The 22,936-nt window shown below is 62.6% G+C and carries 13 protein-coding genes and 3 pseudogenes; 3 read left to right on the forward strand and 13 right to left on the reverse strand.

Annotated elements, in window-relative coordinates; translation table 11 throughout:
* Positions 1-4 precede the first annotated feature (4 nt).
* Positions 5-1,987, reverse strand: a complete 1,983-nt coding sequence (locus IF803_RS23600; protein WP_028343871.1) for a conjugal transfer protein TraG — start codon at positions 1,985-1,987, stop codon at positions 5-7.
* 36 nt (positions 1,988-2,023) lie between these two features.
* Entirely contained in the window at positions 2,024-3,787 is a 1,764-nt protein-coding gene (locus IF803_RS23605; protein ID WP_028343870.1) for a relaxase/mobilization nuclease domain-containing protein, read from the reverse strand.
* A 228-nt stretch (positions 3,788-4,015) separates the two neighbouring features.
* Between IF803_RS23605 and IF803_RS23610 the strand changes: the two are divergent.
* Both IF803_RS23610 and IF803_RS23615 read left to right on the forward strand, forming a co-directional pair.
* Positions 4,016-4,744: pseudogene (locus IF803_RS23610) on the forward strand (IS66 family transposase).
* A gap of 43 nt (positions 4,745-4,787) precedes the next feature.
* Entirely contained in the window at positions 4,788-5,042 is a 255-nt protein-coding gene (locus IF803_RS23615; protein ID WP_016845865.1) for a hypothetical protein, read from the forward strand.
* Between the two features lie 163 nt (positions 5,043-5,205).
* Here IF803_RS23615 and IF803_RS23620 read toward each other — a convergent pair whose 3' ends face one another.
* The 6 genes from IF803_RS23620 to IF803_RS23645 all read right to left on the reverse strand — a co-directional run bounded on the left by IF803_RS23620 (position 5,206) and on the right by IF803_RS23645 (position 12,447).
* Positions 5,206-5,937, reverse strand: a complete 732-nt coding sequence (locus IF803_RS23620; RefSeq protein ID WP_210262968.1) for a lytic transglycosylase domain-containing protein — start codon at positions 5,935-5,937, stop codon at positions 5,206-5,208.
* 155 nt (positions 5,938-6,092) lie between these two features.
* Complete coding sequence (locus IF803_RS23625) at positions 6,093-6,605, reverse strand: S26 family signal peptidase (protein ID WP_016845863.1); 513 nt, start codon at positions 6,603-6,605, stop codon at positions 6,093-6,095.
* Positions 6,602-7,066, reverse strand: coding sequence for a DUF2840 domain-containing protein (locus IF803_RS23630; RefSeq protein ID WP_016845862.1), 465 nt, complete (start codon positions 7,064-7,066; stop codon positions 6,602-6,604). Before IF803_RS23630 ends, IF803_RS23625 begins: the two co-directional genes overlap by 4 nt.
* 182 nt (positions 7,067-7,248) lie before the next feature.
* Positions 7,249-7,527, reverse strand: coding sequence for a helix-turn-helix transcriptional regulator (locus tag IF803_RS23635; RefSeq protein ID WP_075968518.1), 279 nt, complete (start codon positions 7,525-7,527; stop codon positions 7,249-7,251).
* A gap of 793 nt (positions 7,528-8,320) precedes the next feature.
* Complete coding sequence (gene nopM, locus IF803_RS23640) at positions 8,321-10,063, reverse strand: T3SS effector NEL-type E3 ubiquitin ligase NopM (RefSeq protein ID WP_028343865.1); 1,743 nt, start codon at positions 10,061-10,063, stop codon at positions 8,321-8,323.
* 1,019 nt (positions 10,064-11,082) lie between these two features.
* Positions 11,083-12,447, reverse strand: coding sequence for a hypothetical protein (locus IF803_RS23645; RefSeq protein WP_016841760.1), 1,365 nt, complete (start codon positions 12,445-12,447; stop codon positions 11,083-11,085).
* Between the two features lie 354 nt (positions 12,448-12,801).
* Between IF803_RS23645 and IF803_RS23650 the strand changes: the two are divergent.
* Positions 12,802-12,988: pseudogene (locus IF803_RS23650) on the forward strand (IS630 family transposase); the annotation flags it as partial.
* A 12-nt stretch (positions 12,989-13,000) separates the two neighbouring features.
* Here the strand turns inward: IF803_RS23650 and IF803_RS23655 are convergent.
* The 5 genes and pseudogenes from IF803_RS23655 to IF803_RS23675 form a co-directional block, all read right to left on the reverse strand.
* Entirely contained in the window at positions 13,001-13,432 is a 432-nt protein-coding gene (locus tag IF803_RS23655) for a hypothetical protein (RefSeq protein WP_018270293.1), read from the reverse strand.
* Positions 13,433-13,573: 141 nt separating this feature from the next.
* A complete protein-coding gene (locus IF803_RS23660) occupies positions 13,574-14,497 on the reverse strand; it encodes a DUF2493 domain-containing protein (RefSeq protein WP_028343864.1) in 924 nt (307 codons plus the stop codon).
* 337 nt (positions 14,498-14,834) lie between these two features.
* Positions 14,835-15,935, reverse strand: a complete 1,101-nt coding sequence (locus IF803_RS23665) for a DUF7146 domain-containing protein (protein ID WP_035633030.1) — start codon at positions 15,933-15,935, stop codon at positions 14,835-14,837.
* Positions 15,935-20,263 carry a strawberry notch-like NTP hydrolase domain-containing protein gene (locus IF803_RS23670; RefSeq protein ID WP_028343863.1) on the reverse strand — a complete coding sequence of 1,443 codons (4,329 nt, stop codon included), beginning with the start codon at positions 20,261-20,263 and terminating at the stop codon, positions 15,935-15,937. Before IF803_RS23670 ends, IF803_RS23665 begins: the two co-directional genes overlap by 1 nt.
* Positions 20,264-20,511: 248 nt before the next feature.
* Positions 20,512-22,634, reverse strand: a pseudogene (locus tag IF803_RS23675) (ParB/RepB/Spo0J family partition protein).
* Positions 22,635-22,936 lie beyond the last annotated feature (302 nt).

Below are 22,936 nucleotides of genomic sequence, written 5' to 3' on the forward strand. Positions count from 1 at the left end.
CGCCTCAGAGCTCCATACCGTCATTCGGGTCCATAGCGACTTGACGCGCGACGCCAAGCATCTGCATAAGTCGAGACTGGCGGACTGCATCCTCGTCGTCGTCAAGAACGGCAGCAAATTCCTCTGCCGGCGTCAGTTCGGTCGTTTCCTTGACGATCGCGACGTGATCGGGGAGTTCCGGCTCACGACGGAGCCCGCTGTTCGCCGTGTCTTTCTCGGTCTCCGCGGCCTTGTCAGTTGGACCTCCCGCCGGCTTTAGCGTTCGGAGCGCTGACCACCCGTCCGTTCGCGATGATCGGCTGGCCCTCGCCGGATCAGGCGGCAGTAGAACCCTCTCGGCGAATCGCCGATCCTCGTAGTAGCGGACCTTCTTGGCCCGGATCGGCGGCGTGCCCGCCACCATGACGATCTCGTCCATCGACGGAAGCTGCATGACTTCGCCCGGGGTCAAAAGCGGCCTTGCCGTTTCCTGGCGCGAGACCATGAGGTGACCGAGCCAAGGATTCAACCTGTGCCCGGCGTAGTTCTTCATGGCCCGCATCTCGGTCGCCGTACCCAAGGCGTCGGACACACGTTTGGCCGTCCGCTCGTCGTTGGTCGCGAAGCTGACGCGGACGTGGCAGTTGTCTAGGATGGCGTTGTTAGGCCCATAGGCCTTCTCGATCTGATTGAGCGACTGCGCGATCAAGAAGCTCTTGATGCCGTACCCCGCCATGAAGGCGAGCGCGGACTCGAAAAAATCGAGCCGCCCCAGCGCTGGGAACTCGTCGAGCATCATCAGGACTCGATGCCGGCGGTCGCAGGCGTGCAGGTCCTCGGTTAGGCGACGACCAATCTGGTTCAGCACCAGACGAATCAACGGCTTGGTCCGTGAGATATCGGATGGCGGCACTACGAGATACAACGTTGTAGGGTGGCTATCCGCGATCAGATCGGCGATCCGCCAATCGCAACGGCAGGTCACCTGGGCCACCACTGGATCACGGTACAGCCCGAGGAACGACATCGCCGTGGATAGGACACCAGAACGTTCATTTTCCGACTTATTGAGGAGTTCGCGCGCGGTCGATGCGACCACGGGATGAGCGCCCTGCTCGCCGAGGTGCCGAGCAGTCATCATCGCCTTTAGAGTGGCTTCGATCGGCCGCTTCGGGTCGGAAAGAAAAGCTGCGACGCCGGCCAAGGTCTTGTCTGCCTCGGCATAGAGGACATGGAGTATGGCGCCGACCAGAAGCGAATGACTGGTCTTCTCCCAATGGTTCCGCTTGTCGAGCGAGCCTTCGGGGTCGACCAGGACGTCCGCGACGTTCTGGACGTCGCGAACCTCCCATTCCCCGCGCCGGACTTCGAGGAGCGGGTTGTAGGTCGAGGACCTTGGATTGGTGGGATCGAACAACAGGACGCGGCCATGCCGCGAGCGAAAGCCCGCGGTCAGTTGCCAGTTCTCGCCCTTGATGTCGTGGACGATAGCCGAGCCCGCCCATGCCAGCAATGAGGGAACGACGAGGCCGACACCTTTGCCCGACCGGGTCGGTGCAAAACACAGTACGTGCTCCGGTCCGTCATGGCGGAGGTAGTCGCGGTCGAGTTTGCCAAGCACAACGCCATCCGGACCGAGAAGACCGGCCGCTCGAACCTCGTCGCCATTAGCCCAGCGCGCCGAACCATAGGTTTCGACGTTCTTGGCTTCACGCGCGCGCCACACCGACATGCCGATCGCCACCGCGATCGAAACGAAGGTTCCTGACGCCGCGATGAAGGCTCCCTCGACAAAGATTTGAGGCGCGTAGGCGTCGTAGACGAACCACCACCAGAAGAAGACCGGCGGGTAATAGATCTTGAAGCCTAATAGTTCGAACCAGGGTCGCCCAAGCTCCGGTTGCCAAGCGAGCCGCCAGGCTGTCCACTCGGTGGCTCCCCAGATGGCCAACAAAACGATCAGACCGACAACGATTACCTGTCCCCAGAGGATTTTGGTTCCGGACATCCCGAACGCCCTTCCGCAACTGAATTGGAGAGATTGCTAGAGGCCGAGGTCGCGCTTGCGGCCAAGGCCCCATTCGATGCCGCCGCCGTCCTTCACGACGCCGGTGACGTGCTGGCCGAGCCGCTTTTCGAGTTCACGTGACCAGGGCACGAGCGCGAAGCCGAGCCCATTATCGATCATGGCGAATCGTCCCGAGGTAAGTGTCAGCCGCTGGCGATACGTGCCGGCCACATGCTCCCCGGAAGCGGCGTTCACATGAGGCAAGCCGGTGTCGGCCGAGACCCGTGCGGCCACGTCCTCCAACTCGCGCCGGCGCAACGTATTAAGGAGATCGCGCTGCAGAATGATGCGTTGGCCCTGCCGCCGCGCCAGGCCCTCCTGGATCAGATGCTCGGTTCGGGCTTCCATGGCGTCACGGGTCTCGCGGCCGAATCCGCCCATGGCGAGCGGCATGGGCTCGCGTTCGACGAGCCGGTGGTCGAGCCAGGTCGCGCCCTTGGCGGTGACCTGCGCCCCAAGATCGATATCGGAACGGGGCGCGAGCACCAGGGTGGGACGCGGATCGCCGGCTTGACCGAAGCGTCGGACTTCGACGATGCCGCCGACCGGTGGCGCATGTTCGAAGGCCTCGAGCCCTCGAAAGCGCACGTGGTGAGCGCGTCCGTCTGTTCCATCGATCGTGGCGTAGGCCTCGCCGGTCAGTTCGTCGTGCAATCCACGATCGACCAGTCGTCCGATAATCTGGGATGTCGGCTGTCCACCGTCGATGACGAAGTCGGCAACGCCGCGCGCTTCCCCGCGCTCGGTAAAGGCACGGTGCATGGTCTTGATGATATCGCCGCGCAGGCCGAGGTCGCGCAAGCTACGCTCGGCCTCGAGCCCTACCATCCATTCCGCAGGTGCGGCGGATGCGGCCAGGCCCATCTTCTCCAGGTGTTGAAGGCGAGCGACCATCAGGCGCCGGATCTCGGGGTCGGACTTGCCGGGCTTCTCTGGGCGAAGATCGATAGTGCCGGTCTCGTCTGCAGTCAGCCGGATCTCCCGATCGAGCCGCGTCCATCGTTCCGCCGTGACTTCCCTCTCCAGCGAATTGCGGATCTCATGCTCCGGTTTTGGCCCCAGTTCGATGGCGACCAGTTCCTCGGCGCGTGAACGCAGTCCCCTGCTGATGTAGTCGCGGGAGATCACTAGATCCGCCCCTTCCTCATCTACTCCCCGAACGAGAATATGAACGTGAGGGTTATCGGTATTCCAATGATCGACAGCCACCCAATCGAGCCGCGTGCCTAGATCGGTCTCCATCTGCGTGGCGAGATCGCGGGTAAAGGCGCGCAGGTCGTTCATGTCGCCGGCATCCTCCGGTGAGACGATGAATCTGAAATGATGCCGGTCGTCCTTGCACCGCTCTGCGAAAGCCGCGCTATCGGCGCGGTCGGTGCCCGCATCGAACATCTCGGCGCGCTCACCACCCCGAGTCACGCCGTCGCGCTTCAGATATGAGAGGTGGGCGGTCAGTGGTGCTGAACGGAAGGCGCGCCCTTTATGCCGAACCACGCGTGCCTTCACCACAGCGCGCCGCGTCGGGCTGAACAATCTGGCGCGGCTGAAGGCGAGGCGCCCGCGGCCAAACGTCGAGCGCCCATAGGCCGCCGAACGCCTGCCGGCCATAGCCTGCGCTGGGGTGTGCCCTGCTTTCTTCGCCGCCCGCAGCACCTGGTTGATGAAACTCTTCGGCTTCGGCGCGCGCGTGCTGCGAATGCGCCCAGGCCGAATACGCAGGTCGCTATCGGCTGCGGTCACAGGCGGTCCTCCAGGTGGGCGAAAGCGCCTACAGTGCCGAGATTGTCCTTGATTGCATTGTTAAAGATGCAAGGCGCGGCACGCGCCGCGACCGACCGGCACGCTAGAACCCAAGCCATGTCAATGGCTTGCGGTTCGACCGGCGAGCCCCTTTTATCTCGCCTTCCTAATCGGGCGTTCAAAGTCAACTCATTCCTACGCTTTTCTCCGACTCTTCGCACTTCAGCCATGACAGGGCTCCCTGCATCGACAACGGACAGACGTCACTACACCGCGCTTGCGATCCCATTCACCGGGCGAGGTCCATGCGTTCCTTCGCGTTCAGCACTTGGACCGTCGCATGCTCTCCATCAGGTTGGTAAACAGGGCTATCCAAGCAGTCCGACGCTCTCGTCCCCGAGCGGAGGGCGCACCAAGCCTGGACGGCTGTGGATGTATGCCCACGATCAACGGAGCTTGGCTGGACCTGAGCCGCCGGCTGCAGTTTATGTGTTCGCGTCCGACCGCAAGGCGGAGCGCCCGGCTACGCATCTGGCGCACTTCAAGGGCCTTCTGCACATCGACGGATACGCGGGATTCGGTCGGCTGACTGACGCCGGAAACGTCATCCTCGCCGCGTGTTGGGCGCACACCGGGCACAAGTTCTACGAAGTTGCGCAGTCCGAGGACATGCCCGTCTCGCACGAGGCCCTGCGGCGCATCGCTAGCCTCTATGCCCTCGAAGCGCAGCTGCGTGGTCAATCGCCGGCGCATCGGCTGGCGATGCGGCGCGCATTCGCCAAGCCGGTCATTGACAGCCTTCGCTTCTAGCTGGAGGTGCAGCTTCCTCAACTGCCCGGCCGCAGCAATCTCGGAGAAGCGATCGGTTATGCACTGTCGCACTGGGATGGATTGACCCGCTTCCTCCATGAGTACTGCATCGAACTTGACACGAAGCCCGTCGACCGCGCGATTTGACCGGTGGCGTTCGGAGGCAAGAACAATCTCTTCGGCGAGAGCGATGGCGCTGGGGTATGATGGCGTTATAGAGATGACCCAGTCTTCCCGAAACGGGGAAGATATCAAGCTGCTCTGCGAGGCCATTGCGGCGCTTCGTGAGTTGCTTTCACGCACGCAAGACGCGACGGACGAGTCGTTTGACGACGGCCATTCGGTTGATATTTGGAAGAGCGAGGAACTCCGTGCCGCAACAGATCGGGCTGAAGCAGTGATCGCGAAGGCGGAAGCTGCCATGGCTGCGTCCCGCACAGAGTAGGAGTTCTCTGGCTCGGAGCGTTGCCACGTAAGGCCGTTAGGCACGTCAAGACCCGACGTCATGTGCGGCCCCTGGACGCATACCGTCGTGTTGCAACCAGTCCCTGCTCTCAGACTGTTTTCCTCGCTGAACCACGCGATCGCCTCCCATGCTGCACAGCTGATCATCGCGCTGTTCCCGAGTTCGACCGGGCGACAAACACGTCAGTGGCCGTGGGGACCATCTGCAAAACATCTCGCGACGAGATTGCAGTCGTTGCGCCGGTCGAGGACAGGAACGCCGGCTTCCGATCGCCCGCCTTGACTGGGTCAATTCGCCCGACGAACAGCGTCGCAGCTGCTGACGGCTGCTGGCTCGCGGCCCAAGTCGCTGGCAGTTCGATGCCGAGCAGATTTGCAAGCTTGGCCACGTATACTCGCGTTTCGTCTGACAAAGGACCGCCCGCGAGATGCCCGTCGTAGCAAGTTGGGCCCGCGTTGTACGCGGCGAACGCCCCGGGCGAACCATAGCGGTCAAGCAGTTCGCCGAGATACGCCGTGCCGGCCAGAATGTTGTTGCGCGGATCGTAGGGATCGCTTCCGAGATGATAGCGTTCGCGAAGTTCCGCCCAGGTCGCCGGCATAATCTGCATCAGGCCGATTGCGCCCTTTGGGGACTTCGCGTGTACGTCACCAGCGCTTTCGATGCTAATGACTGAACTGATCAAGTTCTCCGGAACTGCAAAGCGTTTTGACGCTTCGTAGACGAAAGCTGCAAACGGGTTGCTCGTCCGAGAGACCGCTCGAACCGCAGTCGATCCATTCTCGGTCTGACCAACACTATGCGACGCAGTCAAAATGAGCAGCAGTGGCACGACAGCCCAAACGCGCATCCCCAGTCGAATCAAAGATGCCATGTTCGCTTCCGTCCAGTGTAAAGCTGCTTCGCGGCGGCCGTTGGACCGCCCTTGACTCCCGCACCCATCGGCTTTGCGGAGATTGACCGGCAGGGAGGAATGGTCCGCCAATCGATCGATCAGAGGAATGGCGTGGCGCCGTGAACCCCGCAAGATCAGTCCTCCCATGTCCACACCGGGATGGCACGGCCGATCACGGCCGAGGCCGGAAGAAGCCCAAAATATCGACCGTCGAGGGAGTCGACCGACTGCCAATTCATGACAAACAGCTCGCCGTCTCTGACGACGCGGCAACCCTGCCATTTCGGCAGCGGCCGGCCGCGTCCGTCGCGATCCCGCGCCTCGCCCACTGCAATGTCGTCGACCGAAATTGCGGGTCCGCTTCTGCAGACCGTCTGCCCGGGCAGAGCCAAGACTCGCTTAAGCATAGGGACGCCGAGCGGCAGATAGCCGTTGAAGTCGAGAAAGGTCGCAAGCGGTTCCGGCGGCTGAACGGCGACCAGCTCCGTGACAAGGAAGCGCTTCGCTGGTCGCAAGCCATAGAGACCGATCGGCACGCTTGCCGATGCATTCCAAATGTAGATCGGCAGCGGCTCCAGGGCGATCGTCGCGACGACAGCGGAAGCTACGGCAAACGTCGTGGTCAGCGTCCATAGACGGTCCGTCATCGCATCACCCTTTGACGATGTAGCCAAGCCTGGTGGCGGCCCTTCGTGTAGGGACGCGGGTTTTCGTTGACGGACAGGCGATTGTGAACGTGATGCCAATGATCGGGCGCTACATCAGCCGGATCGATGCTCAGCGCATCGATCGCGTCGATCATCTGCAGCGCCCGTTCGACTTTAGGCCAGCCGGAGAGCCGCAGCAAAATCTCTCCGCCGGGCTTTACATAGGGCACTGTCGAGCAGCGCTGTCCTGCTGCGACCGCGCGCAAGATGTCGATCCGCGAAATGACCGTGCCAAAGTCGTTGGAAGTCCAACGGACGAAGGCAAAGATGCCGCCGGCTGCGAATGACAGGATGCGCCGGTGGCGATCAAGCTTCCGTTCCTTGACAATGCGACCGAAACGAACGCGGTTTTCAATACGCTTTTCGAGCCACAGCACTTCCACTTCGGTGAGATCGCTCATGCCGCCGCTCCTTGAATCTCGAACCGAGGATCGTATGCTTTCGGCTGGGTGAAGCGCGTCCGAAGGAGAGCAGAACTGGCCATCCGGCGCGGCGCAAGATCGCCAGGAAGCGTGCGAAACAGGTCGCGCGGCTCACGCTCGGAGCGGCCGTAGTGCGCTGGGGATTTGCTGACGGGCATGGCTTAGCGCCGCTCTTTACCCGCATAGGGAATTGGCGCATGCCGCTTTGCGGGCAGTACGGTGCCGGCACCGGGATCGGAGGTCGATTTCTTTCTGCCCAGTTTGGCCCAGGCTGTCAGGTCGGCTACTGAGTAGACCACACGCCCGCCGATCTTGTGGTATTCGGGACCGGTTCCGTACGTTCGATGTTTTTCCAACGTGCGGCCGGACAAACTCAGAAAGCGCGCGGCTTCGGACGTGCGAAGGTACCGCGGCGGTTTATCCGTGTTCAGGTCGGACATCTGAAAAGCTCCGTGATCGTCTGGAGCGCGAGCTAGGTTCGCCGCGCATCGACGGCCACAATCGCGGAGCAGCAGTGATTATGGGGATGCCGAAGATGACGGGGTCATTTTCGATACCCTCACGGAAGACGTATTGGTTCTCGCGCTCGGACCGCAGAAGCTTGCGACGAGATGCACAATCAGCCTCGAAATGTCTGCGAGCAGATCGCATATCGCGACATCGCATAGCTATCCGGCGTCTCGACCAAGAAGCAGATCAGCGTCGAATTCAACCAGAAAGAATTCCTCGACATCCGGCGGGCGAAGGAACAGCTTGAGTCGATCAAGGTCTGGGTCCAAGACCGCAGCCGGATGACGATCAAGCAAATCGGCAACGAGTTCCGAGGCGCCGGTATGGCCCGAAGCAGTTTTGCATCGGACCACTTCAAGCTAGTTGAGCCGGAACGGGAGCATTGGAACGTTGACCGGACCGTCTAATATGCGTCGGCCTACAGGAAGGATCTCGCCAAGGAGCTTGACGGTGTCGTCTGGCAACTTGCGCAGCTCACTCGTGAAGGCCAGCGCGGCGTTGAGACAGACAGGACCGTGTTGCCCCCAGCTGGAAATTCGGCAGCGGCGATATCTCCGGCGGCGGCCGTCGAGAACAGCGATTTTCGTCATCGGCCTGGCGATCCCCAAGATCTGGCTCCGCGACAACGAGCCGGAGCCGGCATCGGAAGACAATGCGAAAAGGAAGTGAGCAGCGCGATCGCTGGCGGAGGGAACGCAAGATGTTGCGGCGGTTTCGCAAGTCTCACAGTTCAAGGCCACGTTCTGCGAGCACATTGTGCATGACCTCGCGTTTGATCTCGCCGGCGACCTCGTTTCGAACCTGGGCGCCGAGCACGCGCTCGGCATCCGCATCGCCTAGCAGACCATGCTCGGCCAATCGCTGATCGAGCCGGCTCTCAAACTCCTCGCCCATGGCTTCGATCAACCGGTCTTGCATCGCTTCATATCGGTCCGGAGCGATGCGCCTCAGCACCGTCTCCCAGGGTTGCCAGCGGGCTGCCATGTAGTCGTTGAGCTGGTCCGCTTCCTGCTCCCGGACCAGGTCTAGCGCCCGCGCCGCATCGTCCTGGCTTACGTCAGAGACCGCCAGGAAGCTCATGTCGGGCGCGACGTGACTGAGCTCCAGCGGCTCGCGCAGCAGATGTTGGTAGGCCAGGTAGACTTCGACGTCGTCCACATTCGGATGGTCGCCGGCGAGCAGGTTGACCCTATCGCGCGCGATCTCGTCCAGCGCCTCCAAGCGGAACGCAATACGGCCGCGCTGAATCAGTTCGCCAAGCCGATCGTCATATACTCCCTCCTCGACGTCAGCGTTGAGGCGCGCAGTCTGCATGCCGTTCCAGTGCAAGGTAACACGATCGTCGCAAGTCTCGTTGGCCTCGGAAGCCTGTGCAAAAAACTGCTCGCGCAATCTCGGATTGGCCGCCGCCTGCCGCAGATCATCAGCCACTGCCTGCCGAAACTCGTCATTGCCGTAGTTCACGTTCCCTCGCAGCCTCCCCAGGAACCGTGCGTAGTCCTGGGCGCCTGCCTCATCCGCAAAGTGCTGCCATTCGGCCAGCGTCGCCGGGTCCTCGGCGAGCCAGTGCGCGGCAGCCTCATACAAAGACTGCTGAGCAAGCTGCGGTGGCGTTCCGACCGCCGCCAGATTAGCGAGGACATCGTCCGGCAGTGGGTTATCCTCCAACTCGAGGGTCTCCAAATGCGGGTAATTGAGACCAAGATGCGGTGCACTCTCGACGAGACCCTCAGGCAGGCTGGTCAGCTGGTTACCGCTAAGATTGAGCGATTGAAGCGTGCTGGGAAGGGTCGCCGGCAGGTTCGCCAATTGATTGCGGCTGACATCGAGTTCAATGAGACCCCATGGGAGAGATTCGGGGAGCTCGGTCAGCTGATTTCCACTAACCGCGAGCGAGGTGAGACGGCTCGGGAGAGCGTCGGGCAGGCTACTGAGTCGGTTGTCGTTTGCATTCAGCATCTCGAGCCCAGCCGGAAGGTTGGCGGGCAGACTGGTCAAGCTGTTATCGGCCACCTCTAGCCAGGAGAGGGTTGCCGGAAGAGCGTCCGGCAAACCCGTCAACCGGTTATGGCTAATGAGAAGATGCTGGAGACCGGGTGGGAGCATAGCGGGCAGGCTGCTTAGCTCGTTGTGCCTGGCGTACAGTTCCTGCAACCTTGGCGGCAGGGCAGTGGGCAAGGCGGTCAGGGACAGAGACGACAAATCTAGCGAATGCGAGCTCGTGTTGTCCGAAGCCCTAATTCGCATGCGCCCCTGTCGTCGGTTCTCGGCATCGCCCTGCCCCTCTTCGGCAACCCAGTTGTCCAGGATCCCCGCGCGCACGGAGGCGGGGGTCCGATACCCCGTCAAGACTTCGAACAAATTTGCCACGGCACGGTTGAAGCCGGCGAGGTAGCTTTCCTGCTCCTCTTCTTCAAAAGTGTCCGGATCTGAACGTGTGCTCCGCTGTGTCTGTCCTGTATCCATCAACTTTCTCCGCCTTTAGAAACTAAAGAGTACGCCTGCCACTTCGTCAGGCTCCGAAGGAGGTCGCTGCGCGCCAACGCAATAATTATTCGGGCGAGTGCCACGTGCGCTGCAGCGCCCACTCCTGGTCGAGGTGGTACAGCGTCACGCGAATCCCACAGCGGCCAATAGATCGAGTGCAGGACCCCTAACGTGGGAGCGTTCCGTCCTTTGCAGGCCTACCTGTCGATCAGCTGACGAGTATTGCCGTCGGGGCGACCCGTTCGCTCAACCGTTGGCACCGCTGGTGATCGAAGCCTTGCGATGATGGCCGTTTGCTTAACGGCTGGTCATATGCAACGCCGAATTTGACGCTTGATGGCGATTTCGACGTAAGGGCAATATGTGACTTTAAATCTGCGTCGGAAACGCCACGATTACAAATGACAGGAGGATCTGGCCGAGCGAGCGAGTTTATGCGCCCGTTACGACGGCGCCATCAAACCGCGGCGATGTCTCAGCAAGCGTCGCCATGCTCGGACAATTTGCTGAGCATTGGGATCGAACCGGGAGATCGGCTCGAAAGGCGCCGCGGCTTCGTACGCCGCCTCTCGCCAGCCGCGACGCGCCCCGCCGCCGATTCCAGTCAAAAACAACATGCTCTCTAAGCTCAGCCGACGCGTGTTCAATGGGGCGCCGGAAGCAGCCTCTTTACTCCCAGGATGCTTCCCCTGTCTCGGGGCTTGAGGAGGCCCCGATTAATGGCAGTGCTGTAAAACGCAACGGCAATAACACCGTAGGTGTTCTTCGCAGCTTTGGCCGCCGGCTCTTCGGAACGATCAAAGGGCGGTGGCCGTGCGGCTCAACGAGGAGCCGCATGGCGACGACGCGCGCAAGTTAATCGGGCCGGTAGCGCTCACCTGCACCGCCCGGAGCCGCGCCAAGCTCGCAAGAGTCGCTGGAGCAAGCTATGGTCCATTAACAAGTCCAATACCGGAGCTGTGTGGACGGGCTCCTAGCGTGCGATTGTCTCTCGGCATCTACATTCCCGGGTGATGAATGAGCCAAACGTCATTGGGGCCTCCAGGCCCCAAGCGGGCGGTGTAACGCTCGCCTCGAAGGTCGTATTCTTTTACCGGCTGCGTCTCGTCCGGCAAGAGGCCCCAGCGGCCGAGCTTCGAGAGCATCGTGTCCGGCGCGGGTTGGGTGCCGTGCGAAAAATTCTCGGGAACGGCGAATGATGCAGCATAAATCTCGCGGGCCGCGGGGGGCGTCCTCTCAGCCCTGGAGGACGCCGGAGCGGCATGCTCCATCGAACGTCCAAGCAGCGCTAGTGAGGCTCGATTCGCAGGCTGCGCGCTGGGCTGCGGAACGTGTTCCGGTCGAGATCCGAGAGGAATGGCAGCGCCTGGCGCATTGAGTGGGGTGCTTCGCCTCATCGCCGCCGCGGGCACGAATAGCGCCGTGTAGCGGTCATTGTGAACGATAAAGCTGTTGGGTCGGCTGTCCTGGCTCGGCGGGATGCTGCTACCGTCAAGCGCCGCCGACGCGTGCTGGTCGCCGTGCCGGAAGTTGAAGCGACGAACGACCGCTCCTAAATTCGGGGTCTGCTGATGGCGCGCGGTTGGCTCGAGAGACGATGATGGGCCGGCGTCTTCCACCATCGCCCACAGCTGATCCTGATCGTAACCTTCCTCAGGAAGGACCAATGGCGAGCCGACCGCTGGCCCGAGAGGCGACGGTGCTCCGGCGCTTTCCATCAGCACACGAGCCATTGAAGTGCCCGGCTCGCTCAGCTGGCGCTCAATGGCATCCAGTTCCGCATGGCTTAGCGTCCTCTGCCTCTTCGCAGGCCTCAGGTGCCCGCTGTAATCCTCACCCATGAGGGCCGCGTGACTTGAAGGGGGGGCGCTCCCGGTCAGCTCGTTCGGAGCCGGCTGGTATCCGTCGCTCCAATTGAAGTGACGAACGGCTAGTCCGGGATCCGGTGTTTGGTGATCGTGCGCGGTTGGCTTGAGAGACGATGCTAGGACGGCTTCGCCGATCATCCCTCGCGGCGAATCCTGATCGTGACCTTCCGCAGTCAGCCCGCTCGGCCAACTCGAAGCTCCCCGCGCGCTGTGCTGCGCAGCGACGTGCCCGACGCTTCTGGTGACTGCGTCTTCGGGATGAGGACCGCCGGCCCCAAGTTCCAACGCCTCGGTGAGTCTACGGTCTTCGCCAGGCAGATGAGGATAGTAGCGATCTGGAGAAACAGGAACCCCTGCGACGGCAGTGGTATCAAGCTGCGGCACTTCATCCAGGTACGGCTCAAACTCCGCTTGCTGCTGTTGCGGTTGTGTCACCGCAGCGTTGTAAGCAGCGAAATCCCGGTCGAACGGGTTGATGCTGTTAAATGGGTCCATATCCCCTCCGTTTGAGTCGGTTCGCAATCCTAAGCAGGTTCACTCTCTGGTTCTCCCTTTATTGGGATCAGCTGTCGACAAGCTGACGCGCTTAGAATTCCGACTTGGCTGTGATCGTCTCTGGAGTGCCGTTTGGACTTAGAGAGCATGTTGTTTTTGACTGGAATCGGGGTTCCCGGAGCGGGCGATTTCTGATTCAAGCTCCATGCTGGAGTGCGGAGGCCAGCACGGATGATGCGCCCCTATTCGAAAGACATCCGTGAACGCGCCTTGGCTCGCGCTGACGCGGGCGAGATGGTTCGGTCGATCGCAGAGGCGCTACAGAGCCCCTCGTACGCGCCAGACCACCGTATCTTCTTGCCGCCCTACAGCCCTGACCGCAACCCGATCGAGCACGTCTTCGCCAAACTCAAACATCTCGTGCGAGCCGCAGAGCCTCGTGACGTGGAGGCAACCTGGCGGAAGGTTGGTGAACTCCTCGATCTTCTCCCAGGAGGAGTGCACCAACTACTTCAAAAACCCAGGCTATGCTTCCGTGTAAATACATCATGCTCTAGCCGGCTCGAAGTGAAGGGTCACCGCGAGCAAGCACAGTCAAGCGCGTCCACGTCGTGCCGCCTACGCAAAGCGCGCCGAGGTAAGCGAAGGCCTCACGCCAGGCCAGCGACGGCACTGCGATCTGCGACAGCGCGAGCACCACATTGTAGCCGGCGATGGCAGCTGGGACAGCGAATATGGTCGCGATCATGACGCGCCGGGCCACGGATCGGCTACCAGCGAAGGTGATCTCACCGACGGCAAATGTCAGCACGCCAGCGGCAATTGCGACGAGCAGCGCGCCGATGACGCTGGCGCCACCATGGAACGCTATCATCCCGAAATTAAGTGCGACGAAAAACGGCAAGGCATACACTGCCAGCGCGAAAACCGCCCAGCAGAACAAACCGATGCCGAGTGCGTTGAGAACAAGCCCAAGGGCGGGCATGGTGGCGGCTCCAATTGCATGGATTTGCAAGTCGCGCCTTCCACCACCACCACGGCGCGACTTCGGATATAAGGTCTGAACGAGGCGGAGTTGCGGCGCGTACAACTCCGCTTTGATGGTTTGGAGGCGAGACGACGGCGCTCACGCGCCGCCGAATCTCCAAACGGGGATGCCGAAACGCCTCGCCTTGTCGGCGAGGTTGTCCTGGATCCCTGTACCCGGAAAGTGCATGACGCCGATCGGCAGCAGTTCGAGCATGGCGTCATTGCGCTTGAAGGGAGCCGCCTTGGCATGCTTTGTCCAGTCGGGCTTGAAGACGATCTGGGGTACCTTGCGGGTGGTCGCCCATTTGGAGGCGATCAATTCGGCGCCTTTGGGCGAGCCGCCATGGAGCAGGACCATGTCGGGATGCTTGGCGCGAACCTTGTCGAGGCGATCCCAGATGAGGCGGTGGTCGTTGAAGTCCAGCCCGCCGGTGAGTGCGATCTTCACTCCCGGCGGCAACATGTCCTCGCTCTCGGTACGACGCTTGGCGGCGATAAAGTCGCGGGAGTCGATCATCGCTGCGGTGAGCGTGCGGTGGTTGACCAGCGAGCCCGACCGAGGACGCCACGACGAGCCGGTGTGGACCTCAAATCGTTCGATCGCCTGATCGCGAAAGATTTCCAAGCAATTTCGGCGCTCGATCAGCGTGATGCCCTCGGCCATCAGGCGCTCAAGCTCGACCGATCGCACCTCCGACCCGTTCTGCTCCCGTTGGCTCTTGTGCTGAGCTTGTTCATTGTCGTCGAGCTGACGTTCAATGCGGTCGACGGCACGATGGAACAGGTTGACCGTCGACCAAAGGAGTTCGTCGAGGTCCGGCTCTAGCCGCGTATCGCTCAGCGTGGCGACCAGGGCGTCGAACATATCGACGATGGCACCGGCGATCGTTTTCGCCTCGGGAAGGGGTCTTGGATCTGGCTGGTCGTCGAAGGGACGATAGCCGAAGAGCTGCAATTCGCTCAGGACGTGGTCGGTTGGAGACGCCGCCTGCGCCGGTTCGATGTCGTCGTGGTCGGTCATGGGAAGAGGTCCTTTGCCGGATTGGCCGCGCCCATCGCGGCCTTCGTGGCGATCACTCAGACGGCGGGCGGAACGGGCCAGAACCCGGAGCGGCTTGTCCGCCGAAGCCCGCTAGGGCGCAGGCGGAAGCGGAGGGCCGAAGCGGCAGCGGAGGATGGCGAAGGCCGGCTATTTTGCTTCGCGATGCAAAGCGCGCCGGTCGGATCGCTGGCGTGCCTTCTCATCGCCTGCGCGCGGCGGAAAATAGCCGGACGCAGCCATTGCCGGCCCGAACCGCTTGGCGTCCGATCGCCCTCTAGAAGGCCGTGGTCGCGTGCCCTTCCGGCATTGGCCCAATCTACCACCGATCCATCGCGATCGATCGAACGATGTCGGCTTTTTCCGCGGCCGGCGGGAGCGAATGCAAGAAGCGAACGACATCTTCTGGTACGAGTTGAAGCCGCAACGCTGCTCGGAGCGCTTCAGGGCCTAAGATGTGCAGATCTTCATTGAAGTCGCCCAGCCGAGGCGACAACGCGATCGCTTCAACGCCGGCATCTTCCGCGCGCTGGGTAAGGTTAGCTTGTACGGCATCTCCGGCGGCATCGGCGTCGCGGGCGATATAGAGCCGACGTAGCCCAGACGGCAGCAACATGGCCGAGAGGTGATTGGCCGACAGCGCCGCTGTCATCGGCAGGCTCGGCAGGAGGTAACGCAGCGACAGCATGGTCTCGATACCCTCGCCGGCAGCGAGCACGTCGTCCGCCAGGCCGAAACGAACGGCATTGCCGAGCAGGTCACCCATGGCCCGTCGTGGCGTGTCGACAGGGGCCTTGCCGAGCCGGACGCGATCAAATCCGTCAGGATCGAGCCAGGTGCGATGCACGCCGGAGATCCGCCCGGCGAGGTTCGTGACGCAGGCGATCATCGCTGGCCATGTTTCGGTCGGCAAATGATCGTCCGGTCGATAGTAGCAACGTGGGTGGAAGCGCAAGCTGCCACCATGGTGGATGCGGGCTATTCCGCGACGTTGCAAATAAGCTTCGACCACAGTCCCGTCGATTGGGCTGGACATGGCAAAAAGGCGACGGGCGGCTTGCTGCGATCCGGCCAGCACGGCTGGACCCACCCGTTCCGGGGTAGGTTGCCGCTCGGAACGAGGTAGCTTCAGAAAGCGTCTCGCCTCCTCGGCCACCTCGCGAAAGTCTCGCAAGGCCAGACTTTCGCGGATGACGTCGAGGAGGTCACCATGTTCTCCGGTCGCGGCATCGGTCCATTTGCCGGCGGGTCCCTTCGGCGATTCCTGGAGCCGTACGAACAACGAACGGCCCGGCGTGTTGCGGACGTCGCCGACCACCCAGTACCGTCCGGCCCGCTTACCATTGGAGAGATAGTGCCTGCATACCGCCTCGGCCTCGCGCGCGAGGCGGCGTGCCAATTCGGAGGCGTCGCGGGGCATCACGCGGCCTCCCGTCCACCGACGCGCGCGACCGGATAGCTGTCGAGCACCTTCGCCAGGACCTCCACACCGCTTGCGTCCGTGGGCACGAACATGCGGAGCTTCCAGGAGATGATCTCCCCGAACAGACCATAAGCCCGCAGGCGATCGCGCATCGTGTCGTTGAGTCCCGACAGTTCGATGCGGGTTGCGCCCATCAATCGGACACGGCGAAGCTGGAGGTCTTCGGCAAGATCGAGGACGATCTGTCCCTCCATCAGCGCGGCAAAGGCAGCGTCCGGCGTCAACGTGGGCGCATCCGCGGCAAGGACGTTCGCGACCCAGGCGGCGGAGACCTTGCGGCCGATGATGCGTTCGCCCGCGTCGGTCTGGAGCCGATAAACTCGGCTTGATTCGTTCGGCAGCCGCTTCCAGATGGGTAACAGCAAGCCGGCCACGACGTGGATCGTACTCTCCGAGAACTCGGGTAGCTCTGCGAGTTCCGCCAGCCAGGCGGCGGCAAAGCGTTCGCGATCCGATTCGGCCCAATGGCTTTCCGCCATCATGTTGAGGGAGACGCTGTGCTGCTCCATCGGCCGTATCAAGCGGATGCGCCGCTCGATCTCGCCGTCGTCGAGCATGAAACTTGGCGCCGGGAGCTGCACGGCCGCACGGGCCGAGCGTTCATTGAACAACGGAATCGCGCGATGATCGGAAAGCCGAGCCAGAGCCTCATCGAGACTTAAGGGATGATTGCGCCAGCGCTGGGTCAGCGTAAGCAGGCGGGTCTGCGCCCCCGTGCCCGGATGGGTGTAGACCGTCCGCCGGTCGCAGACGACAAAGCTCTCGGCGCGGAGCGTTTCCAGCCCAATGTCATAGGTGCCGGAAGCAACCGCGCCCTCGATCCGAGCCATCAAGAGCTGTTCGAAGACGGTGAACAGGACGTTCTGTAAGTCGATGGTGAGCGCCAGCAAACGATTGAGGAAGGTCGTGATCGGCGGCAGCTCATCCCTCAGCCCATTGGCATCGGTCAGTTGCAGGCCGGTCGCATCCTCGAACCTCTCGAGCGAGCAGCCGTCGATCCTGCCGCGAACGAGCAATGTGTAGAGTTGACGCAAGGCATCACGCCCGTACCGGCTTTCGAGATTGTCCTCCGGCCGAAACAGGCCCTGCCCTCCAGTCTGGCGCTGACCGCGTGTGATCGCGCCCAGCGTGTCGAGCCGCCGCGCAATGGTGCTGAGAAAGCGTTTTTCGGCCTTCACATCCGTCGCGATGGGACGAAACAGCGGCGGCTGCGCCTGATTGGTCCGGTTGGTCCGGCCAAGCCCCTGGATCGCGGCATCGGCCTTCCAGCCGGGCTCGAGCAGGTAATGGACCCGCAACCGGCGATTTCGGGCCGACAGTTCGGCATGGTAGCTCCGTCCCGTGCCGCCCGCGTCGGAGAACACGAGGACGCGCTTGACGTCATCCATGAAGGCCGAGGTTTCCGCGAGGTTCGCCGAGCCCGCTCGGCTCTCGACCACCAATCGGCCATGCTTGCGAACGATGCGGCGCGAACGGCCGGTCACTTCGGCGACCATGTCGGTGCCGAAACGCTGGATGACCTGGTCCAACGCCCCAGGAACAGGCGGCAGCGAGGCGAGCTTTTCGATCAAGCGATCGCGGCGCAAGACAGCCTCCCGGCTCTCGACCGGTTGGCCGTCGCGATAGACAGGCCGCGAGCAAGGATTACCCTCTGAATCAGTGAAGGGCTCGTAGAGCTGCACCGGGAAGGAAAAAGCGAGATAGTCGAGGACATACTCGCGGGGCGTAATGTCGACCTGGACGTCGCCCCAGTCTTCGGTCGGAATTTCGGCCAGCCGACGCTCCATCAGCGCCTCGCCCGTTGAGACGATCTGAATCACCGCGGCATGGCCGGCGTCGAGATCACGCTCGATCGATCGGATCAGCGAAGGCGTCTTCATCGAGGTCAACAGATGCCCGAAGAAGCGCTGCTTGGCGCTTTCGAAGGCGGATCGCGCCGCCGATCTGGCCTGTCCGTTCAGCGTTCCGGTTTCGCCGGTGATGTTGGCGGCCCGCATCGCGGCGTCGAGATTGTTATGGATGATGCTGAACGCGTCAGCATAGGCGTCGTAGATGCGAACCTGCTCGGACGTAAGCTGGTGCTCGACGAGCTCGTACTCGACGCCCTCATAAGACAGCGAGCGGGCGGCATAGAGACCGAGCGCCTTTAGGTCACGAGCCAGGACCTCCATGGCCGCCACCCCACCCTCCTCGATCGCCTCGACGAACTCGGCGCGCGTGGCGAACGGGAAGTCCGCGCCGCCCCAGAGCCCGAGGCGTTGCGCATAAGCGAGGTTGTGCACTGTGGTGGCGCCCGTCGCCGACACATAGACCACCCGAGCATTCGGCAAGGCGTGCTGGAGCCTCAGGCCCGCGCGCCCCTGCTGAGAGGCCGCCCGGTCGCCGCGCTCGCCCTTGCCCCCGACCGCATTCTGCATGGCGTGGCTCTCGTCGAAGATGATCACTCCTTCGAAGTCGGAGCCCAACCATTCAACGATCTGGCTGACACGCGAAAGCTTCTCGCCGCGCTCGTCGGTGCGTAGCGTGGCATAGGTTGTAAATAGGATGCCTTCCGAAAGCCGGATCGCCGTCCCCTGGCGAAACCGGGACAGCGGCGTCACCAGCAGGCGCTCCATGCCGAGCGCCGACCAGTCGCGCTGGGCATCTTCGATCAGCTTGTCGGATTTGCTGATCCAGACCGCACGGCGGCGGCCCTTGAGCCAATTGTCGAGCAGGATTCCACCGACCTGACGTCCCTTGCCCGCGCCGGTGCCATCGCCCAAGAACCAGCCACGGCGAAAGCGGATGGCATTCTGAGCGTCCTCGCACGCGGCGGCCACAACATCAAAGGTCGGATCGACGGTCCAGGAGCCTGCCAGGAATTCGGAATGTGCTCCGCCGGCATAAATGACGCTCTCGAGCTGAGCGTCCGACAGAAGTCCATCTGTCACCACACGTGGCGGCAGATGCGGACGGTAGGTCGGCTTCGGTGGCGCGACGGATGCCATTGCCGCGGACTGCACGAGTTTGGTCGGATGTGGATGCGATCCGGAAATCCGGATCGACTGCAATTCGTACTCCTCATAAAGCGCATCGGTCAGTCGGGCGCTTTCCGGCGGAGACCAATCGACTGTCTCGTAGTTGAGCTCTACGCCTCTTGGCGCCACACGTCCCGACGTGGACGGTAGACACGGTACAGCGGCGGCGGTCGATCTCGCCTTCGCTGGACCACAACGAATAAGGTCGCGCCCAACCGGCGTAGTGACGACGGGTAGCCTCGACGGCACATGCCGGGCCACCCAGCCAAATAAGGTGGCGACATCGCTCGCCATGCCCGGTGAAGCGGGAAAGATTTTCGGATCAGGCGCAGGCAGCTTGTCGATCACAAGCAGCCTTGTGTCCGTTTGTGTCCCGTGCTTGGCGTAGACGGCGCCGTCAATGGCGGCAGAAAACGCAACCCGCCCGCGTTCCTGGAGACGAACAAAGGCTTCCGTCCATGCCGGATTATCCGGCGCAAGGCTCTTGCCGACGATGACGACAAGACGGCCGCCGTCGCAAAGGCGCGCCAAGGCTGAGGTGATGTGCCGGAGAGCTGCGTCCGGCATCGGTCGTTCGACATTCGCCACAGCCGAGAACGGCGGGTTCATCAAGACGACGCTCGGGGCAACCCTCGCCTCAAGGTGATCATCGATCTGGGCGGCGTCAAAGCGGGTGACCTTAACGTTGGTGAACAGCTGATCGAGCAATGTCGCGCGCGGCTCGGCCAACTCGTTCAACACCAGGGCGCCGCCCGAAAGCTCGGCAAAGATCGCAAGCAAGCCTGTCCCTGCCGAGGGCTCGAGAACGCGATCGGCAGGCGTAACGCCCGCCGCCACAGATGCAACAAGGCCGAGCGGAATCGGCGTCGAGAATTGTTGAAGTGCCTGGCCATCCTCGGAACGCCGCGTATGGGTCGGCAGACAGCTTGCGATCCTTGCGAGCATCGGCAGCATGGCAGCCGTCGAACCCGCCTTGGCGCGCATGGTCGGGCCGAACTTGCGAAGGAATAGAACGGTCGCCGCCTCGCAGGCGTCATAGGCGGTCTTCCAATTCCAGGCACCGGCCGCGTCCGAGCCGGCGAAGGCAGCCTCCATGGCGCTACGCAGGACAGCGGCATCGATGCGACGACCGCGTTCGAGCTCAATCAAGAGCTGCTGTGCAGCGCGGAGAGCCGCAGAGGTTAGACTTGCAGCGGCACGCATCGAGAGCGGCGCGGCGGCAGCGCCGCCGGTGAGAGATTCGGTCATGGCAGGATGTCTTTCGGAGAGCGGGAACGGGTCGAGCCGGCTGGCGCTCTCTCTGGACCGTGCCGGCTCAAACCCGTCTCGGCCGCACTCTCTGCCTCTCAGGAGGCAGCCGCGCGCCCTCACGCCGCGCCACCACATTCGGCCGGGCGACAAGACGAAATCACTGCCGGACACGGCGTGGACGGGCGCGGGACGAGACGTGCGAAGGAAGGCGTACGGGACGGCCGGAGCCGTCCCGCGATGAGGCGTCATTCGGCGGCATCGAGCTGTGGTTCAGCCTCGTCGCCACCCTCCTCCTGCCCTTCGTTGGCGAGGAATTCGGGGAGCGAGCCAGCCTCCCCTTCCTGTTCGACTGGCGAGGCGGTGGCGTCGACCGGGCGCAGCAGCTCCGGCAACCAGCCCGAACCCTCGAGAAGACGCTCGGCCTCGCTGGCCATCTCGGACTTCTTCAGGTGATCGATCAATTGCGCGGACGATTCACCTCGCGCCTCCCGCACCGCCTCCAGGATACGCGGCTTGGTGACGCGGCCGAGATAATTGTCAACAGTCGGTCGCCAGCCGGACTGAACCATGTCGAGGCCGACAGCACGCGCCAGCACATCGGCCTGATCGAACCGAGAGCAGACGCCGTGAGCATAGACACGGCCCTGATTGTAACGGTTGGCCGGCTCATGGACGGCGTTGACCGCAAATGACGCACAGTGAGCGAACAGGGATGCCTGTGCGGCACCGTCAAGGGCCGTGAGCGCATCCCAGAGATCGTTCTCGCTCTTGGGCAGCCGGGCCTTCCAGGACTCGTGCCGGGCCTCAACTGCCTTGGCAGATGCGCTTTCCCTGAGCCCGGGGGCTTGAGCGGGAAAGGTCGGCGTACGAAGTCCGATCTCCAGACATGTGTTGGACGATCCGTACCGGTAAAAGGCCGTCAGCACGAAATTGTGCAGCACCGCCTGGAACGCGATTGCCGGATGTTCTGCCAGCGCGTCCCGTAATGCCAACGTACGATGCGCCTTTCGGTGATGAGTCGATCCGGCAACGGCCTTGCCGCATCCTCATCATGCTCCTCCGGCTCGGTCGATGCACCGGCGAGCGAAATCGCCGTGCGCTGGACCGAAGCACCGGGCTCCTGCCCTTCAGTCACCGCTACATCGGTGCCTCGCTCGCCTTCGACACCGGCCGCAGGCTCCTCGTCCTCCGGTCGGACATAACCCCGATTGACAGAAAGCCGTCCTTCGCAATCGATGCTGACGAAGACGCCGGCTCTGGCCATCTGGTCCGGCTCGAAGATGTCCGGCCGGTTGTTGAACGCTTCGAGCGCCTGCTCGAGTTCGCCGAGCCGCGCGTCCACCTCACCGGGCAGTTCGTCAGCGCCTTCAAATCTTGCCTCAAGCGCGTCGTATTCAACCTGGAGAGTATCGAAGCGCGCCTGCTCTTCGGCGGTGAGAGCCGCCGGATCTGCCTCGAGCCGGCGGAGCCCGTGGTCATGGCCGTAGGGAAAGCTGGCGGCGGTCACCTCTATCCACTTCCAGCCTTCGGCGGCGATCGCCTCAGCTTCTGCCCGCAACTTCTCAGCCACGAGACGCTCCAGCAGCGCAACGTCCTCGAGCCAGCCGCCGCCATCTTCTTCGAAGAGATCGCGCAGCACGCCGCCGCCGGCCGCTTCATAAGCGGCGAGGCCGACAAATCGGGCGCGCCTGTCGGAGACCCGCACCGCACGCTCGGTCAGGAGGCGCCTGATCTGATACGGCTCTTCATAACCCGACTTGTTGACGGTCTCCCAGACCTGTTCCTGCCGGCCGTGATCGGCGGTAACCGAGAACGCCATCAACTGTTCGAGCGACATGCCGTCGTCGGCGTAAACCTCGAGCAGCTTCGGGGACACCGCCGCAAGCCGCAGCCGCTGCTTCACCACGTTGACGGATACAAAGAAGATGGCCGCGACATCTTCTTCGGACCGCCCTTGCTCGCGCAGGGTCTGGAATGCGCGAAACTGGTCCAGGGGATGAAGCGCGATGCGGTGCACGTTCTCGGCGAGCGAGTCTTCTTCCGCGGTGATCACGTCAGCCATGTCACTGACGATGCATGGGACCGGCGCGGTCTTCGCCAGACGCTTCTGCTTGACCAGGAGCTCAAGTGCGCGATAGCGGCGACCTCCGGCCGGCACCTCGAACATGCCGGTTTCCCGGCCTTCGTCGTCGAGGACAGGCCGGACGTTGAGACTTTGCAGCAGGGAGCGCCGGGCGATGTCCTCGGCAAGATCCTCGATCGAGATGCCGGCTTTGAGGCGCCGCACATTATTCTGGCTCAAGATGAGTTTGCTGAAGGGAATGTCGCGCGACGACGACAGCTTGATCTTCTGAACGGCCTTTGCCATGTCAGTTTCTCCGAAACGGGCGGCCGGGAGCCTCTCTCTCGGCCTCCAACCCGTTCACGAACATGCCTGCCCCTCTCTCGCTCTCGCTTTCTTGCTGGCGCAATGGCGGTGGTTGGCGGCTGCCGCGCTATCGGAAAACTGAGTTGCCCGAGCTCGGATGCGATCCAGTTCACCTCTCGTTTCAGAAGTCGAGGTCACGTGGGTCGAAGCTGCAAGCGAGTATCGCGACACTTGGCGTGCATCTTTCGGTGCCGCGCCGGTTTTGGCGACGGCGCTACGGTCTCCGAGCCGCCGCGGAATTG

This window comes from Bradyrhizobium sp. UFLA06-06 (genome assembly GCF_054820065.1).

Bases quoted from the DNA above. Each gene is read 5' to 3' on its own strand.
- IF803_RS23670 (WP_028343863.1), bottom strand. From the start codon at position 20,263: ATGACCGAATCTCTCACCGGCGGCGCTGCCGCCGCGCCGCTCTCGATG.
- IF803_RS23645 (WP_016841760.1), bottom strand. From the start codon at position 12,447: ATGGACCCATTTAACAGCATCAACCCGTTCGACCGGGATTTCGCTGCT.
- IF803_RS23600 (WP_028343871.1), bottom strand. From the start codon at position 1,987: ATGTCCGGAACCAAAATCCTCTGGGGACAGGTAATCGTTGTCGGTCTG.
- IF803_RS23615 (WP_016845865.1), top strand. From the start codon at position 4,788: ATGGCGCTGGGGTATGATGGCGTTATAGAGATGACCCAGTCTTCCCGA.
- IF803_RS23660 (WP_028343864.1), bottom strand. From the start codon at position 14,497: ATGACCGACCACGACGACATCGAACCGGCGCAGGCGGCGTCTCCAACC.
- nopM (WP_028343865.1), bottom strand. From the start codon at position 10,063: ATGGATACAGGACAGACACAGCGGAGCACACGTTCAGATCCGGACACT.
- IF803_RS23625 (WP_016845863.1), bottom strand. From the start codon at position 6,605: ATGACGGACCGTCTATGGACGCTGACCACGACGTTTGCCGTAGCTTCC.
- IF803_RS23630 (WP_016845862.1), bottom strand. From the start codon at position 7,066: ATGAGCGATCTCACCGAAGTGGAAGTGCTGTGGCTCGAAAAGCGTATT.
- IF803_RS23620 (WP_210262968.1), bottom strand. From the start codon at position 5,937: ATGGCATCTTTGATTCGACTGGGGATGCGCGTTTGGGCTGTCGTGCCA.
- IF803_RS23635 (WP_075968518.1), bottom strand. From the start codon at position 7,527: ATGTCCGACCTGAACACGGATAAACCGCCGCGGTACCTTCGCACGTCC.
- IF803_RS23665 (WP_035633030.1), bottom strand. From the start codon at position 15,935: ATGCCCCGCGACGCCTCCGAATTGGCACGCCGCCTCGCGCGCGAGGCC.
- IF803_RS23655 (WP_018270293.1), bottom strand. From the start codon at position 13,432: ATGCCCGCCCTTGGGCTTGTTCTCAACGCACTCGGCATCGGTTTGTTC.